The sequence below is a fragment of the Microlunatus sp. M237 genome (assembly GCF_056896895.1).
In genome coordinates this window covers 229,914-246,624 of record NZ_JBXHBL010000002.1, presented here as the reverse complement: position 1 = coordinate 246,624, position 16,711 = coordinate 229,914, and the positions used below count along the sequence as shown (strand labels likewise).

General features: G+C 70.2%; 12 protein-coding genes. 6 read left to right on the top strand and 6 right to left on the bottom strand.

What is annotated here, in order from left to right; translation table 11 throughout:
• Positions 1 to 20: 20 nt before the first annotated feature.
• Positions 21 to 2,402: a beta-galactosidase gene (locus AC1XX3_RS07370; RefSeq protein WP_483320440.1), complete on the bottom strand. Its 2,382-nt coding sequence runs from the start codon at positions 2,400 to 2,402 to the stop codon at positions 21 to 23.
• Positions 2,399 to 4,561 carry a glycoside hydrolase family 3 N-terminal domain-containing protein gene (locus tag AC1XX3_RS07365; protein ID WP_483320439.1) on the bottom strand — a complete coding sequence of 721 codons (2,163 nt, stop codon included), beginning with the start codon at positions 4,559 to 4,561 and terminating at the stop codon, positions 2,399 to 2,401. Before AC1XX3_RS07365 ends, AC1XX3_RS07370 begins: the two co-directional genes overlap by 4 nt.
• A gap of 317 nt (positions 4,562 to 4,878) precedes the next feature.
• Between AC1XX3_RS07365 and AC1XX3_RS07360 the strand changes: the two genes are divergently transcribed.
• The 4 genes from AC1XX3_RS07360 to AC1XX3_RS07345 are packed head-to-tail and all read left to right on the top strand — an operon-like array spanning position 4,879 to position 10,395.
• On the top strand, positions 4,879 to 6,564 hold the full coding sequence (locus AC1XX3_RS07360; protein ID WP_483320438.1) for an ABC transporter substrate-binding protein: 1,686 nt from the start codon (positions 4,879 to 4,881) through the stop codon (positions 6,562 to 6,564).
• 16 nt (positions 6,565 to 6,580) lie between these two features.
• The gene (locus tag AC1XX3_RS07355; RefSeq protein WP_483320437.1) at positions 6,581 to 7,570 is read left to right on the top strand and encodes an ABC transporter permease; all 990 of its coding nucleotides are present in this window, start codon (positions 6,581 to 6,583) and stop codon (positions 7,568 to 7,570) included.
• A gap of 13 nt (positions 7,571 to 7,583) precedes the next feature.
• Entirely contained in the window at positions 7,584 to 8,504 is a 921-nt protein-coding gene (locus AC1XX3_RS07350; RefSeq protein WP_483320436.1) for an ABC transporter permease, read from the top strand.
• 1 nt (position 8,505) lies between these two features.
• Positions 8,506 to 10,395, top strand: coding sequence for an ABC transporter ATP-binding protein (locus tag AC1XX3_RS07345; protein ID WP_483320435.1), 1,890 nt, complete (start codon positions 8,506 to 8,508; stop codon positions 10,393 to 10,395).
• Positions 10,396 to 10,400: 5 nt separating this feature from the next.
• On the opposite strand, the gene AC1XX3_RS07340 is transcribed toward AC1XX3_RS07345, so the two are convergent.
• The gene (locus AC1XX3_RS07340; RefSeq protein WP_483320434.1) at positions 10,401 to 12,197 is read right to left on the bottom strand and encodes an ABC-F family ATP-binding cassette domain-containing protein; all 1,797 of its coding nucleotides are present in this window, start codon (positions 12,195 to 12,197) and stop codon (positions 10,401 to 10,403) included.
• A 127-nt stretch (positions 12,198 to 12,324) separates the two neighbouring features.
• Between AC1XX3_RS07340 and AC1XX3_RS07335 the strand changes: the two genes are divergently transcribed.
• Positions 12,325 to 13,572: a hypothetical protein gene (locus AC1XX3_RS07335; RefSeq protein ID WP_483320433.1), complete on the top strand. Its 1,248-nt coding sequence runs from the start codon at positions 12,325 to 12,327 to the stop codon at positions 13,570 to 13,572.
• 158 nt (positions 13,573 to 13,730) lie between these two features.
• Entirely contained in the window at positions 13,731 to 14,243 is a 513-nt protein-coding gene (locus AC1XX3_RS07330; RefSeq protein WP_483320432.1) for a DUF1707 SHOCT-like domain-containing protein, read from the top strand.
• A gap of 45 nt (positions 14,244 to 14,288) precedes the next feature.
• Here the strand turns inward: AC1XX3_RS07330 and AC1XX3_RS07325 are convergent, their stop codons facing one another.
• The 3 genes from AC1XX3_RS07325 to AC1XX3_RS07315 all read right to left on the bottom strand — a co-directional run bounded on the left by AC1XX3_RS07325 (position 14,289) and on the right by AC1XX3_RS07315 (position 16,688).
• Positions 14,289 to 15,080: a DUF4191 domain-containing protein gene (locus tag AC1XX3_RS07325; protein WP_483320431.1), complete on the bottom strand. Its 792-nt coding sequence runs from the start codon at positions 15,078 to 15,080 to the stop codon at positions 14,289 to 14,291.
• A complete protein-coding gene (gene lipA / locus AC1XX3_RS07320; RefSeq protein ID WP_483321160.1) occupies positions 15,073 to 16,008 on the bottom strand; it encodes a lipoyl synthase in 936 nt (311 codons plus the stop codon). Before lipA ends, AC1XX3_RS07325 begins: the two co-directional genes overlap by 8 nt.
• Before the next feature lie 101 nt (positions 16,009 to 16,109).
• A complete protein-coding gene (locus AC1XX3_RS07315) occupies positions 16,110 to 16,688 on the bottom strand; it encodes a hypothetical protein (protein ID WP_483320430.1) in 579 nt (192 codons plus the stop codon).
• Between the last annotated feature and the right edge of the window lie 23 nt (positions 16,689 to 16,711).

The following is a 16,711-nucleotide window of genomic DNA, read 5'->3' as shown; positions in this document are numbered from 1 at the left end:
GGCCACGGCTCGCTGGCCCCTCAGCCGAACTCGACCAGCAGCTCGGCGTCGCCGGGACCGCTGACCACGACCAGCCCGGCCACCGTCCGGACCTCGGCAGCACGCACCGGGCGCGAGGTCCGCAGCCAGACCTCGGTGCGGTCCTGCAGGCCGGGGGAGAAGCGGACGCGATCCGCGCTCACCCCCGCCAGCTCGGCATTGCTGGCCACCACCGTGGCCAGGCCGGCGAGATCAAGTCCGAGCGCCAGCATCCGGCCGCTACGCGGCGGCAGCACCATCGGCTGGTCCAGCAGGCCGGCCGGGGCGTCAACGTCGATCTGCACAGTGGCCGAATGTCCGGTGGGGTTGAGCAGCTGCAGCAGCCGGCCGCCGGAGGGGGAGATCCCGGTGCTGACGAGCACCCCGGGCACGGTGGTGCGCAGCCGCAGCCCTGCCGCCGAACCCAGCCAGTCCAGCAGCGTGCTGAACAGCCTCGGCAGGGCAGGCAGCTCCGCGCTGATGACCACGGCCCGACCCCGTCCCGGCGTCACTGTCGCCGCACACACCCGGCCCGCGACGTCGGTCAGCAGCGGTGCCCCGTCCGGGGCCAGCACCTCCTCCAGCCAGCCGACGCGGGTCTCCGGCAGGCCGGCGGCGGGTCCGTGGCCGAGCACCGACGGGTAGTAGTCGGAGGTGGCCTCGACCCGGGCGCCGGGCGCGACGCCGAGGGCGTCGGCCAGCACCGTGCACGGCCGGTCCTCCTGGTCACGCTGCGGCACCCGGCCGAACAGCAACAGCGACCCACCGCCGAGCACATGGTCGGCGACGCGACGCTGGACGTCGGCGTCGAGCACCCGGCCGCAGGGCAGGGCGATGGTCCGCGGTAGCGACCGGGTCGGGTCCTGCAGGTCGGTGGCGCCGAAGCGGAACCCGGCGTACAGCAGAGCGCGCCACAAAGCCTTGCCCGGCCCCGGCCCACGATGCGCGGTGAGGTCGTCGACCACCGCTGTCATCACCGCGCTGTCGGGGTAGTGATACTCGGTCAGGAAGGCGTCCGGCCAGAACCCCACCGTGAGGTCGTCGTGCTCCTCGTCCAGGTCGGCCAGCCAGTCTGCGTGGAGCCGGGCGACCTGGGCCACGGCCGCGGTCGCGGCGAAGGCGAGTCCGCGCTCACCGCGCGGCCCGATGGGGGCGGCGGTCCCGTGCCGCTCGCCGGTGAAGCTCAGCCGGTCGTTCCCGTCGCCGACCGGCACGTCCAACGGCGGGTTCACTCCGCCGGCGAGGAGATAGAAGTTCAGCAGTCGATGGCCCTGGGCCAGGCTCAGCCGGGTCTTCAGGTCGACGGTGGCGGGGTCGTACAGCTCGTCGTGGCCACCGCCGTAGTCGCCGGTCCCGGCCTCGAACTCCAGCGACGTCAGCGGCTGGTCATCGCCGTGCACCGCGGCCATGGTGGCGCCCAGGAAGTGCAGGTCGGCGAGCACCCCGGGCGAGAGGTCACCGAGGTAGTGATCGGAGCCGGCGGCGAAGCCGGCGCGCCCGGCGTAAGAGCGGTAGAGCTGGCTGACGCCGATCGCGAACGGAACACCGTTGCCGCCTTCGGTGCCATGGATGTTGATCAGGAATGGCACCCCGCGCACTCCGTGGCGCCGAGCGAGCGACGCCAGCAGGTCGACGTAGCGGGCGAAGCGGTCCCGCATGAACCAGCCCAGGTCCACCCGAAGTGCCGCCGCCCAGCTCTCCTGGGGCGAGCGGACGGCGCGCGCCCAGTCCGCCTCGTCCTCGGTGTCGGGGTAGCGCTGCGCCAGCTGCGTCCCGTAGCGCTCGACGCACCAGCGCCGCAGATCGGCCAGCAGCTGGTCGGTCAGGTCGGGAGAGTTGCTGACCCAGGCGAGCATGCCGATCTCGTTGTCCAGCTGGACGGCGAGCACCGGCCCACCACCGGGCTGCAACCGGGCGGCCAGCACCGGCATCACGGCGGCGTACCAGCGCTCCACCTCGGTCACAAAGGCCGGCGCGAGATAGTCGACGGTGCGGGTCGGGGCGGCGACACCGTCCCAGCCGACCGGCACGATCTCGGGATGCTCGCGATAGAGACGGTACGGCAGTCCCTCGTTCTTCAGCTCCGCCATCACGAACGGGCCCGGCCGGGCCAAGAAGGTGAGGCCGTGGGCGGCGCACAGATCCAGAAACGCGCCGAGGTCGCGTTCGGGCCGGGTACGTCCAGTGAGGTCGAAACTGCCGTCGGGCAGCTCGTGGAAGATCCAGGGGATGTACGACGCGACGCAGCTGCAACCGGTCTCCGCGAGCAGCTCGAGCCGCTGCGCCCACTCGTCCCGGGGCACCCGGAAGTAGTGCACTTCGCCCGCCAGCACGATCACGGGCCGGCCATCGACCACGATCCGGTGGTTGCGCAGCTCGATCATGTGATCATGACCCGGGCCGAGCTGCCGCGGGCGGCGTTGGGACCGATCACCAGCTCGACCTCGCCCGGGTCGACGCGGCGGCGCAGCTTCCGGTCCCAGTAGGCGAACTGGTCGGCCGTGACCCGGAAGACCACCTTCGCGGACTGCCCGGGATCGAGCTCGATACTCTGCCAGTCGGCGAGCTCCAGCAGCGGCCGCACCACGTCGGCCACCAGGTCCCGCAGATACAGCTGGACGACCTCCCGGCCGGCGCGCGTGCCGGTGTTGGCGACCTCGACGCTGGCCCGCAGTACGCCGCCCTTCAGCGGCAGGACGTCTCTGCTCAGCTCCAGGTCGGAGTAGGCGAAAGTCGTGTAGGTCAGCCCGAAGCCGAGCGAGAGCTCGGGCGAGCCGAGCGCACTGAGGTAGTGACCGAACTTGGCGTCGCGGGACCGCCCGAGCCGGCGACCCGAGGTTCGCTCGAAGGTGCCGGTGGCTCCCTGCGGCTCCATCCGGGGAAGGTTCATCGGCAGCCGGCCCCCGGGCGCGGTGGTGCCGAACAGCACGTCGGCGAGCGCTGGACCGGCCTGCCCACCGGGATGCCAGACGAGCAGCACCGCGTCGGCCAGCCGCAGCACCGGGCGCAGCTCCAGCGGTCGCGCCGTCGCCACGACGACCACCAGTGGTTTGCCGACATCGGCGAGTGCCTGGAGCAGCTCGAGCTGGCCGGCCGGCAGGTCCGCCGCGGGCAGGCACCGATCCTCACCGCTGCGGCTGGGGTGCTCGCCCACCATGGCCACGGTGAGATCGGCAGTCTCGGCGCGGCGGACGGCGAGGTCGCTGAACCGGGCGTCGGAGACCACCAGGTTGCCACCCGCCAGCTCCGCGGCGATGGCCGCGGCCGGGGTGGGGGCCGAGGCAGACTGCCCGGGCTGCTGCACCCAGGCTCCGAGCAGCGCCTGGACATCCTCGACGAACGGCCCACACAGGTGCACGGTGCCGACGTTGCGATGCAACGGCAGGATGCCGCTGTTCTTCAGCAGCACCATGGATGAGGCCGCGGCCCGGCGGGCGAGCACCGCGGACCCCGTCGCGTCGGCGGGAGAGCGCCCGGCAGCGTGGCTGGGGGGTGCGTCGCCGTCCAGCAACCCGAGCGCCAGCTTCAGTCGGAGGACTCGGCGGACGGCGTCGTCGACGAGGGCGAGATCGAGGTCGCCACGGACGACCAGGTCGGGGAGGTGATCACGGTAGGCGCCGGAGGCCATGTCGAGGTCGACGCCGGCCAGCATCGCCTGTCGTGCTGCGTCGCGGCGGTCTGCGGCCACGCCTTGGTGCACGAGCTGGCCGATGCCGTCCCAGTCGCTGGTGACCACGCCGGGGAAACCCCACTCCTGTTTGAGCAGCCCGCGGACCAGATCCCGGTGCCCGTGCATGGGTACGCCGTCCACGTCGTGGAAGCCGACCATCACGGCGGCGACACCGGCATCCACCGCGGCGCGGAACGGTCGCAGATGGAGGTTGTGCAGCGTGGTGAGACCCATCGACAACGTCTGGTGATCCCGCTCCGCCTGGACCGGCCCGTAACCGCAGAAGTGCTTGGCGGTGGCGGCGAAGCGGCCGCTGCGCTGGAACCCGGTGACCGCAGCCGCGCCCATCCGGCTGGCCAGCAGCGGCTCGTCGCCGGAGGTCTCACCGATCCGCCCCCAGCGGTGCTCGGACGCCAGGTCCACCATCGGCGCAAAGGTCAGGTGCAGGCCGTCGGCGTTCGCCTCGCCCGCCGCCGCCTCGGCGCAGGCGGTCACCAGCGCAGGATCCCAGGCTGCCGCCAGACCCAGCGGGATGGGAAAGGTGGTGCGCAGCCCGTGCACCACGTCGCTGCCGAGCAGCAGCGGGACACCCAGCCGCGAATCCTCGCGCGCCACCTGCTGACACCTGGCGATCGAGGCGGCCAGCGAGGCGGGCCCGACCCGGTCCGGGTGCGCGCCGCCGGACAAGATGGCGGCCCCGACCAGTCCGGCGGCGATCTCGGCCCGTGACCCGTCAGGGTCCAGTCCGCCGGCGAGATGCAGCTGACCTGCCTTCTCCGCCAACGTCAGTGCCGCCAGCAGCAGCTCGACTCGTTCCTCGGCGGGGATCGACTGGTCCAGCCACCGGCGCACCGGCGCCGTCGTGGTGCTCATCGGTTCTCCTGGTTCCGCCGACCGCATGCACGATTGTCCGGCTAATGAGATGGAATGGTTCGCAGGGCGCCGGCGCGTTCACCGAGCCGCTCGGCCGAAGGGACTTCTGCTCAGACCATAACTGCTGATCAGAGCGGACGATGTGCCGGTAGCCGACCACGACAGCACCCTGTCCGCCAGCGGACGGTTCCCCGCAGCTTTGCCAAGTGATCTCACACTCCAAGACACCAGCACGGGTCCGGGCTAGACAAGTGGGCGCCGGAGGGCTTGAGTGTCGGTGGACGCCGACGTCCGACACCGACCGCAAAGGAGCGGAGATGGTCACGCGCAAAGCGCTCGCCGCCGCCGCTGTCGCGGTGCTCCTGCTGATCCCAGGGTGTGCCGGCAGCCGGCTGGCCAACGAGCGCAAGCTGCAACGGACCGACGCCGTGGCGGCCGGCGGTGACGTGGCGCAGCTGACCTTCCCGGCCGAGACCGACGCCTCCATCGGCGGCCTGGTCAACTACAACCCGTACGCCCCCAAGCAGCTGACGAAGACCTGGCTCTACGAGCCGTTGATGATCCAGAACAGTCTCGACTGCACAGTCACCCCGTGGCTGGCGACGGCCTATCGCTGGCAAGGTGCCGACCGGCTGACCTTCGATATCCGCGAGGGCGTGACCTGGAGCGACGGCTCGCCGTTCACCGCGGCCGATGTGGCGTTCACCTTCAACCTGGCCAAGAAATATCCGGCGATGGACACCAGCGGCGTCTGGAACGACATCTTCGGTGCCAAAGCGGTCTCGGTCACCGCGACCGGCAGCCAGGTGGTCCTGGAGTTCAGCGGTGACGCCGCGTCGAAGTTCCCCTCGATCATCAACCAGCTGATCGTGTCGGAGAAGCAGTACGGGTCGGTCGGCGACCCGACCAAGTATGTCGATGAGAAGCCGGTCGCGACCGGCCCGTTCGCTGTCGACAGCTACAACGGTCGGCGGCTGGAGCTGGTGCGTCGGCCGGACTATTGGCAGGCGGACAAGATCAAGGTCCAGCGGCTGGTGCTGGAGGGCAACTACGACGCCAACCAGGCCGCCCTCAAGCTCCGCAGCGGCGGCCTCGACTTCTATTCCGGTGAGCTGCCCAACCCGCAGAAGACCTTCGTCGAGGCCGATCCGGCGACCAACCACATCTGGTATCCCGCGAACGGCCTGACCGTGCTGGCTCCGAACCTGAAGCTCAAGCCGTTCAGCGACGTCAAGTTTCGCGAGGCGTTGGCCTACGGGGTGGACAAGCGCAGCGCCTCGCTCAAGGCGACCTACGGATTGATGGAGCCGGCAAGCCAGTCCGGCCTGACGCTGCCCGCCAAGGAGGACCTGCTGCCACCGGGCTACCCCGCCGAGACGACGGTGATCGGGTTCGACCGTGCCCGGGCCAACCAGCTGCTGGACGCCGCCGGCTATGCCACGGGCGCGGACGGCTTCCGCACCAACCCGGACGGGTCGCCGATCGACATCGTCATGTCGGTGCAGGCGGGTTACATCGACTATGAGGCGACGGCGGACCAGGTGGTCGCCGACCTGCGTGGCCTCGGCCTGCGGATCAAAGCCAACAAGGCGGCTCCGGAGTCGGTCGACCAACAGAAGAAGAGCGGCGAGTTCCAGCTCATGATCAACTTCATGGCGGCCGGCTGCGATCACGCGAACGGGATGGGCGCGACCCTGAGCACCCGGACGTTCCCGACGAAGACCGAGATCAAGAACAACATCGGCCGCTACTCCAGCCCCGCGGTGGACGCTGCGGTGGACCAGCTGACGGGTGCCACCGACCCGGCACAGACCAGGGATCTGGTCGGCGTCCTCGTCACGACGATGATGACCCAATATCCGGTGGTGCCGCTGTTCTACGCCCCGGCGCGGGGGATCTACCGCACCGACCGCGCCGTGGGCTGGCCGAGCGCGGAGGACCCGTACGCCAACCCGCAGGACAATGCCCGGCTGTGGATGACCCGACTGAGCGCGCCGAAGTGAACGGGACCGGACGCCGATGACGTACTACCTGCGCAAGCTGGGGTTCTTCCTGTTGACCCTGTGGGCCGTGGTCACGCTCAACTTCTTGATCCCGCGGCTGCAGCCCGGCGACCCGGCCGAGATCATGGTCCAGCGGCTGGCGGGCAAGAACGCCCAGCTGGACCAAGCACAGGTGCAGGCGATGCGGGACCTGCTCGGCACCCCGACCGGTTCGTTGGCCACCCAGTACGTGCAGTATCTGGGTCAGCTGCTCCGCGGCGACCTCGGACTGTCGTACAACTACTACCCGTTCAAGGTCACCGAGGTGATCGCGCAGGCGTTCTGGTGGACCGTCGTGCTGGTGACCGTTGTGCAGGTGCTGTCCTTCGCCGTCGGCATCCTGCTGGGCGCCTTCGCTGCCTGGCGTCGCAACGGTCGCTTCGACACCACCGTCACGCTGGTCTCGACGTTCCTCGGCACACTGCAGCCGTTCTGGATCGCGCTGCTGTTGATCTTCGGCCTGGGTTACGGCTTGGGCTGGTTCGCCACCTCGGGCGGCTATGAGCAGTCAACGCCGGGCTTCAACTGGGCCTTCCTCTACGACGCCGTGAGCCATGCTTTCCTGCCGGCACTGACCCTGATGATCGTGACGCCGATCGGTTGGATCCTCGGCATGCGCAACACGATGATCATGAACCTGGGTGAGGACTACATCAAGCTGGCCAAGGCCAAGGGTCTTCCCGACCGGGTGGTGGCCCTGCGCTACGCGGCCCGCAACGCCCTGCTGCCGAGTGTGACCGGGTTCGCCCTGGCGCTCGGCGGCGTGCTGGGCGGCACCATCCTGGTCGAGACCGTCTTCGACTATCCCGGTCTGGGCCGGCTGATGGGGGAGGCCGTCGGCCTCAAGGACTACCCGCTGTTGCAGGCGCTGATGCTGCTCACGGCAGTGGCGACGCTGGTGGCCAACCTGGTGGCCGACCTGCTCTACGGCGTGCTGGACCCGCGGGTCCGCCGGAGCCAAGCATGAGGAGAGGAGCCGTATGACCCTCGTCGGGGCCGACCCCATGGCCGAGGGCGCCCCCGAGCAGGGCGGGGAACCCCTCGGCGCCGCCGAGCGGCCCGAAGCCTGGTGGAGCGTCGTCTGGAGCAGCAAGAAGGCCCGGGTGGGCATCGCGGTGGTGGCCGTCTACGCGCTGATCGCGTTGCTGGCGCCGGTGATCGCGCCGCACGCACCGACCGACGGTTCCTTCGTGCCGCTGGAGCCGCCGTCGGCCACGCACCTGTTGGGCACCAATGTCGGGGGTCAGGACGTGTTCTCCCAGCTGGTCTACGGCAGCCGGGTGTCGCTGCTGGTGGGCCTCCTCGGCGGCACGCTGGCCACGGTGATCGCGCTGCTGGTCGGCATGGTCTCGGGTTACGCCGAGGGCACCGTGGTCGACGACGGCCTGTCCTTCGTCACCAACGTGGCGCTGGTGATCCCGGTGCTGCCGCTGGTGATCACCCTGGTGGCCTATTCCGAGGTTCGCGGGATCGGCCTGATCGTCGGCGTCATCGCGATCACCTCCTGGGCCGGCGCGGCGCGTGGAAAACGGGCCCAGATCATCACCTTGCGCAACCGGGACTTCGTCACCGCTGCCAAGTTCTCCGGCGAAGGGCCGCTGCGGATCGTGTTCTTCGAGATCATGCCGAACATGACCTCGCTGGTCGCCGCGGCGTTCGTCGGCGCGGCCACCGGTGCGATCGGGGCCGAGGCGGGCCTGGCGGTGCTGGGGCTCGGCAGCAGCGACTCGGTCTCCTGGGGAACGATCCTGTACCAGGCCGATGCCGCGGGGGCCGTCTCCCAAGGGCTGTTCGCCTGGGTCTTCGTGCCGGGACTGGTCCTGGCCGTGTTGATCACCGCGATGTCGTTCATCAACTTCGGCGTCGATCTGCTGAGCAACCCACATCTGAGGGAGGGCTGACGTGGCGCTGCTTGAGGTCACCGACCTGCACATCCGCTACGAGCCGAAGCGGAGTGCCGCGGTCGACGCCGTCACCGACATCTCGTTCGCGATCGAGCCCGGTGAGTTCGTCGGCCTGATCGGCGAGTCCGGCTCGGGCAAGACGACCCTGGGCACCGCGCTGCTGCGTCTGCTCGAGCGGCCGGGCCGGATCGCCGGTGGCTCGATCGTCTTCGACGGCACCGACATCACCACCCTGAGCCAGGACGAGCTGCGCTCACTGCGGTGGACCGGCATCGCCACCGTGTTCCAGAGCAGCATGAACGCCCTGAACCCGGTCGTCCGGATCGAGGGCCAGTTCCGCGACGTGATCGAGCACCACACGGCGCTGCGCGGCAGCCAGGTACGCGAGCGGATCCGCACCCTGTTCGACATGGTTCTGATCGACCACCAGTTCATCGACGCCTTCCCGCACGAGCTGTCCGGCGGGATGAAGCAGCGGGTCAACCTGGCCCTGGCCCTGGCAGTGGAGCCGCGGCTGGTGCTGCTGGACGAACCGACGACCGGTCTCGACGTCGTGGTCCAGCGCAGCATCTTGGACAACGTCCGCCGGCTGCAGAGCGAGCTGGGCTTCGCGGTGCTGTTCATCAGCCACGACATCGGCACCGTGCTGGAGCTGTCCGACCGGATCCTCGTCATGTACGCCGGCACCATCGTGGAGGAGCAGCCGGCGGACCGACTGCTGCGTGACCCGATGCACCCGTACACGAAGGGCCTCCTCGGCTCGTACGCCGACCCGCGCGGCGAGACCGTCCGGATCACCTACATCCCGGGCCGGCCACCGGACCTCTCGGCCAAGCCGGTCGGCTGCTCCTTCGCGGCGCGCTGTCCGGAGCGGATCGGCCGCTGTGTCGTGGACGACCCGCCGCTGGTGCCGCTGGACGGTGGCCGGGTCGCCTGCCACGTGGCCGAGCTGCAGCGCCGCCCCGGCGCAGCCGACGGCACGGGCGCCGAGGTCGGCCCCATCACCCGGGTGTTCGTGGGTCCGCAGTTCGTGAAGTCGGCGGACGAATCGGTGGCGGCTCTCGAGCGAGCGCCGCTGCTCACGGTGACCGGGGTGTCGAAGACCTTCGTCCAGCGGCGGGGCACCACCGTCACCCGGACCGAGGCGGTGCGCGACGCGAGCTTCGTGCTGCGCCGCGGAGGTGTCACGGCGCTGGTCGGCCAGAGCGGCAGCGGCAAGACGACGCTGGCCCGGATGATCACCGGGGTGGAGGCCCCCACCGCGGGGTCGCTGACGTTCCACGGCCGCGACGGCGATCTCACCGTCGGTGGGATGAAAGGTCGGCGGCTCCGCGACTATCGCAGCCACGTGCAGATGGTGTTCCAGGACCCGTACTCATCGCTCAACCCGGCCAAGACGTTGGGCTACATCCTCAGCCGGCCCCTGATGAACTACCGCGGTCTCCGCGGTGATGCTGTGCGGCAGCGCGTTCTCGAGCTGCTGGAGACGGTGGCGCTCACGCCGGCGAGCCGGTTCGTCAACCGGTTCGCCTACGAGCTCTCCGGCGGCCAGCGGCAGCGGGTCGTGATCGCGCGGGCCCTGGCGGTGGAGCCGGAGCTCATCGTCGCCGACGAGCCGATCTCCAGCCTGGACGTCTCCATCCGGGCCGAGGTGCTGCAGCTGCTGAACCGGCTGGTCCAGGACGGCGATGTCGGCATCCTCTACATCACCCACGACCTGCTGAGTGCGCGGATGCTGGCCGACGAGGTGGTGGTGCTCAACGAGGGCCGGGTGGTGGAGCAGGGTCTGGCACTGGGCGTCATCCGGCAGCCGCAGGATGCGTACACCCAGCTGCTGCTGGACGCGATCCCCAACCCGTTCGACGCGGTGGAACCGACGCTCGGCTGAGCGGCTCAGGAGACCTTCTCCGCCGCCTCCAGCCAGGCCAGCTCCAGCTCGTCCTTCTCCGCGCCGAGCCGGGTCAGGTCGGCCTGCAGCTCGGCGAGTCGACCGTAGTCGCTGGCCGCGGCAGCCATCTCCGTGTGCACCCGGGCGATCCGGGTGTCCACCCGGCTCAGCTGCTGCTCGACCCGGGCCAGCTCCTTCTTGGCCTGCCGAGACTCGGCGGGGGAGAGCCCGCCGCCCGACGGTGCTCCGGTGGCGGAGCCCGAGCCGGTGCCGGCGGTGGCTGAGCGTGGTCGCTGCCGGCGGTGCTCCAGATATTGCTCCACCCCGCCGGGCAGCAGCACGCAGCTGCCGTCACCCATCAGGGCATAGGTCACGTCGCAGACCCGCTCCAAGAAGTATCGGTCGTGCGAGACGACGATCAGCGTGCCCGGCCAGGAGTCGAGGTAGTCCTCGATCACGGTCAGGGTGTCGATGTCCAGGTCATTGGTCGGCTCGTCCAGCAGCAGCACGTTGGGCTCGGTCAGCAGCAGCCGGAGGAACTGCAGCCGTCGCCGCTCGCCGCCGGACAGGTCGCCGAGCCGTGCCGTCAGCTTGTCGCCGGTGAAGCCGAAGTCCTCCAGCAGCGAGGAGGTGCTGATCTCGCGCCCCGAGGCCAGCTGGGTGGCCTGGCGGATCCGGTTGACCGCGTCCAGCACCCGGTCGTTGCCGTCCAGCTCGGCCACGGCCTGGGACAGATGACCCAGGCTGAGTGTCTTGCCCTGCTTGACCTTGCCGGCGTCCGGGGTGAGGTCACCGGTCAGCAGCCGCAGCAGCGACGTCTTGCCGGCCCCGTTGACCCCGACCAGCCCGATCCGGTCGCCGGGCCCGATCGACCAGCTCAGGTCGTCCAGCAGCACCCGGCGCGACTCACCTTCGCCGACCGACAGGTCCACGTGCACCAGGTCGAACACGTCCTTGCCCAGCCGGCTGACCGCGAACCGCTCGAGCTCGATCGAGTCCCGCGGCGGGGGCTCGTCGGCGATCAGGGTGTTGGCCGCGTCGATGCGGAACTTGGGCTTCGAGGTACGGGCCGGCGCGCCGCGCCGCAGCCAGGCCAGCTCCTTGCGCAGCAGGTTCTTGCGCCGCGACGCCATCCCGGCCGCCTGCCGGGCCCGCTCCGCCCGGGCCAGCACGTAGGCCGCGTACCCTCCGTCGTAGGAGTCGACGACGGCGTCGTGCACCTCCCAGATCCGGGTGCAGATGGCATCGAGGAACCAGCGGTCGTGGCTGACCACGAGCATCGCGATGTCCCGGTTCTGCAGGGCGCGCAGGTGCTCGGCGAGCCAGCTGACCGCCTCCACGTCCAGGTGGTTGGTGGGTTCGTCCAGGACCAGCAGGTCGTGGTCGCCCAGCATCAGCGCGACCAGGGCTGTCCGCCGCCGTTCGCCACCGCTGAGCGAACCGACCACCGCGTCGAGGTCCACGTCGGCCAGCAGGTGCTCGACCACACCGCGGGTGGCGGCATCGCGGGCCCAGACGTGGTCCGGCTGGCCGCCCACGATGACGTCCCGCACGGTGGCGTCGGCGGAGAAGTCATCGGCCTGGTGCAGATAGCCGACCGACACCCGGCCCGTGTGCGTGACCCGGCCCGAGTCGGGCTCGAGGGCGCCGGTGAGGATGCGCAGCAGCGTGGTCTTGCCGTCGCCGTTGCGACCGACCACGCCGATCACGTCGCCGCGGCTGAGCCCGACGCTGACCTCGTCCAGTAGCGTACGGGTGCCGTACGTCATGGAGATGCGTTCGGCGTTGATCAGATTGGACATGGCACCTGCAGGGAATCAGTCATGACCGGGAGATCCTCTCACGGCGGGGTTGTTGCTTCCGGTGGCGCGGCTCCGAGCGGGTACCCGGCGCCGCGATGGCCCGGCCCAGACGAGCAGGAGGAAGCCGATGACCGCGGACCAGAGAAGCACCCCGCCATTACCGCCCGGAGCTCGGCTGCTGCACATCGGCATTCCGAAGACCGGTACCACCGCCATCCAGCATGCCGCGGCCACCAACCGGGCCACGTTGCTGCGCCACGGTGTGTGCTATCCGGGCACCGGCATCAACCACCGGGAGGCGGTATGCGCAGTGATGGGCCGTCGGCTGGGCTGGGCCGGTGCAGGCGACTACGTTCCCGACCGTCGGCTGTGGGACCGGCTGGTGGCCGAGATCGACAGGCATCCCGATGCCCGCGCCCTGATCAGCCATGAGTTCGCCTCCGAGAGCGATGAGGAGCGGATCGGCCGCTTCGTCGACTCCCTCGGGCCGTCGTTGCACGTGGTGGTCACGCTGCGCTCATTTCCGGCCCTGCTCACCTCGAGCTGGCAGCAGTACGTCAAGGCGGGGCGGCGACAGTCCTTCGGCCGCTGGCTCGAGGAGATCCTGCCCGCCGAGCCGGACCCGTCCACGGCGGTTCAGTTCTATCGCCGTAACGACCAGGCGGCGATCGTCCGCCGCTGGGCCGACGCTGTGGGCGCCGACAAGGTCACCGTGGTGGTGGCGGATAAGGACCGTCCCACCCAGCTCACCGACGCGTTCGAGGATCTGCTGGATCTGCCGCGCGGGATGCTGCGCCAAGAGGGCAGCGGCCTGGCCGCGAACCGCAGCATGTCGCTGGCCGAGGCCGAGCTGCTGCGCCGGGTCAACCGGGTGATCCGGGCGGGTGACCTCAGCTGGCAGCAGTATTCGACGCTGATCCGTGGTGGTGCGGTGGCCAGGCTGCTGGAGAACCGGCGCCCCGGCCCGGACGAGCAGAAGGTGGTGCTGCCGACCTGGGCGGTGGACCGTGCCGCGGCCCGCGGTGCCGAGTTCGCCCGGGGCATCGCCGAGGTCGACTGCCAGGTCATCGGTGACCTGGCAGCGCTTGCCGCACCGGTGCGCGGTATCGACTCCAAGCTGCCGGTCGCCACCGAGGTGCCGATGGAGGTGGCGGTGGAGATGGTGGCCGGGCTGGTGTCGGCGGCGACCGGGCAGGGCGCCTTCTTCGACCCGCAGGCGGGGCTGAGCGCGGGCAAGAGCCGGCTGGCGAAGTCAGGACGTGGCGCGCGTTGGCTCCGGACCTATTCGGCCACCCCCGACGCCACCGCCTCGGACCTGCTCGCGGCGGCCGCGATGCGGGCCGCCAGATCGGTACGCAGCCGGATCCGGCGCTGACGGATCGCACCGGTTCTGACGGATCGCACTGGTTCTCGGGCCGATCGCCGGCATCAGGTACGACCATGGTCTCGGTCCCGGGCAAGGAGATCGGCGTACGGTCTGCGATCTGGCCCAGCGCCCCGGCGGACCGGCGCGCGGCGACCAGACTGACAGCTATGGAGCAGATCAGACCGCTGGACGGGCGCAGCGCCTTCGACCCCCACCTCGGCAGCGTCGCGGCCGCACCGCCGCTGGACCGGCGCGCGCCCTGGCAGCAACGGGTCGGCGACCTCGAACGCAACCAGGTCTGCGACGAGCTCGCGGCCCATTACGCCGCGGGCCGGCTGGACCCGGTCGAGCTGGACCAGCGGTTGGCGGCGGCGATGGCCGCGCAGAGCATCCGGGACCTGCAGCTGATGGTGTCCGACTTGCCACCGCTCGCGGCACCTGCGCGGCCGGCGGCCGCTCCGGCCGGGCAGCCGGCGGTGCTCGACCTGGTGGTCCTGCTCTGCGTCATCGGTGCCGCGCTCACCGCGTTCGGGATGCTGTTCCTGCTGGGCCTGGTCGAGCCGTGGCTGTTCGTCGGCGCGACCTTCGGCGGGGTTGCGGCCGCCTCGGCCGGAGCAGGGACGGCGTTCCTGATCACTCGCTGGGCCCAGCGGACCCGGAACGCGGATCCGCGACGTTGACACCGACGGCGCCGCCAGCGTGGCTGCGGCGCCGGGGTCGGTCGCTCAGCGGCCGCGCATCGCCTGACGTGAGCCCTTCGCCTGGCGAGGGCTGGTCGGCATCGGGCCCTTGGGGACCGGCATCTGGGGCCGGACGGCGTCGAGGGCGCGGAGCCGCTGCTTGATGTCAGTGATCTGAGCGGGCTGCAGCACCTTCGGCAGCTTCTTGATGTGCTCGGCCAACCGGTTCAGCGGCACCTGGCCGGGCTTGTCTCCCATCACGATGGTGATGACCTTGACGCCGTACGCCACCCGCTCGTGCTTGCGGACCTCACCGGCGAGCATCGGCTTGAGCCGGCCGGGCTCGCCCTCACCGATCAGCACCAGACCACCCGGGCCGAGCGTGCGGTGGACCGCGTCCATCTGTCGGTTGACGGCCACCACCGGGGTGGAGATCCACTGCTTGGGCAGCATCTGCAGAGCCACCTCGGCCGAACCGGCCTGTCCGGCGTACCGCTTGAACGTCGCCTTCTTGGCTCGGCGGACGAGCACGATCATGGCCAGCAGGAAGCCGACCATCACCCCGAGCAGGGTGAGGTAGATCGGGTGATCCCAGACGTAGTGCAGTGCCCAGAACGCCACGATGGGCAGCACGAACGCGGCCAGCAGCAGATACGGCAGCTGCTTGTCGTGCTCGTGGGTCAGCTTGTACGCCTGACCGATCTGCCGCATCCGACCCATGTCGGCCGGGTCGGTGCTGGCCTTCTTGCGGGCCTTCTCCGACTTCTTCAGGGCACGCGCCGCGACTTTGGCCGCTCGCTTGTCCGAGCTGGTCGAGCTGGGGTCCGATTTAGCCATGCTGGGTCTGTCCTGCCACTAACGGTTGGAAGTTCATCCGGGATTCAACGGCCTGACGATACAGCCTGCCTGCGCGGTACGACGACCGGACGAGCGGACCGCTCATCACGCCGGCGAAGCCGATCTCCAGCGCCTCGGCCTCGAGCTCGACGAACTCCTCCGGCTTGACCCACCGCTCGATCGGGTGGTGGCGCGGCGAGGGCCGCAGATACTGGGTGATGGTGATCAGCTCGGTGCCCGCGCCGTGCAGGTCGCGGAGCGCCTCTGACACCTCCTCGCGGGTCTCGCCCATGCCGAGGATGAGGTTGGACTTCGTCACCAGGTCGGCGTCGCGGGAGGCGCGGAGCACGTCGAGCGAACGCTGGTAGCGGAAACCGGGGCGGATCCGCTTGAAGATCCGGGGCACGGTCTCGACGTTGTGGGCGAACACCTCAGGCCTGGTGTCGAACAGCTGGCTGAGGTAGTCCAGGTTGCCGGAGAAGTCCGGCGCCAGCATCTCCACCCCGACACCGGGGTTGAGCTCATGGATCTTGCGGATCGTCTCGGCGTAGAGCCAGGCGCCCTCGTCGGGCAGGTCGTCGCGGCAGACGCCGGTGACCGTGGCGTAGCGCAGGCCCATCTTCTGCACCGACTCGGCCACCCGGAGCGGTTCGGTGGCGTCGAAGTCGGCCGGCTTGCCGGTGTCGATCTGGCAGAAGTCACAGCGGCGGGTGCACTGGTCACCGCCGATGAGGAAGGTGGCTTCGCGGTCTTCCCAGCACTCGAAGATGTTGGGGCAGCCGGCTTCCTGGCAGACCGTGTGCAGATCCTCGTTCTTGACCAGTTCACGCAGCTCGCGATATTCCGGCCCCATCCGCGCCGTGGTCTTGATCCACGAGGGCTTCTTCTCGATCGGGGTGGCGGCGTTGCGGACTTCGAGCCGCAGCATCTTGCGTCCTTCAGGTGCGATGGTCACCGGACCAGACTACTCGCCCGCCTGCCACCGGCTGTGGTGCCCGGCCCGGCCCGGACGGCGACCGTACGACCCCCTCAGGCGTGCAGGGCGGGGTCCGGTTCGGTGCTCGGCGAACCGACGACCAGCCACAGCCCGGCGGCGACCGGAGCCAGCAGACCGACGCCGGCCCGCACGTCGATCTCGTCGTCGGGCAGCCAGCCGGCACCCACCGCCACCAGCAGGACCGCTGCGATCAGCAGCAGCCCGACCAGCCGCGCCAACACCCGGACCCTCCGGCTCACCGGCGGGTCCAGCAGAGCGGGGCAGAAGGCCAGAGCGGCGATGGTGGCGAGGAGGACAAGAACGAGTCCGACGCGCAGCAGCGTCAGTCCACCGGCGATCGCGAACGGGTGCGCCTTCTCGGAGCCGAAGTCAGCTGCGTCCGCGGTGAAGGCAGCCGCCAGCGACGACAACAACGGAAACGGGGCACCGGGATCGTCGGAGTCCTCGCTGACGACGAGCAGGCGGCCGAGCACCGTCGCGGCGCCCAGCAGCACCAGCACCAGCACCTGCAGCCGGGAGACCAGGGCCCGCAGCTCGCTGTGGGCCACCAGCAAGGTGTTGTGCGACGTGCGCAGCCGCTCGTACTCGGCACGGGGAAGGGGTCGGTCCACGCGGACAGACTAGGGGAGCCGCG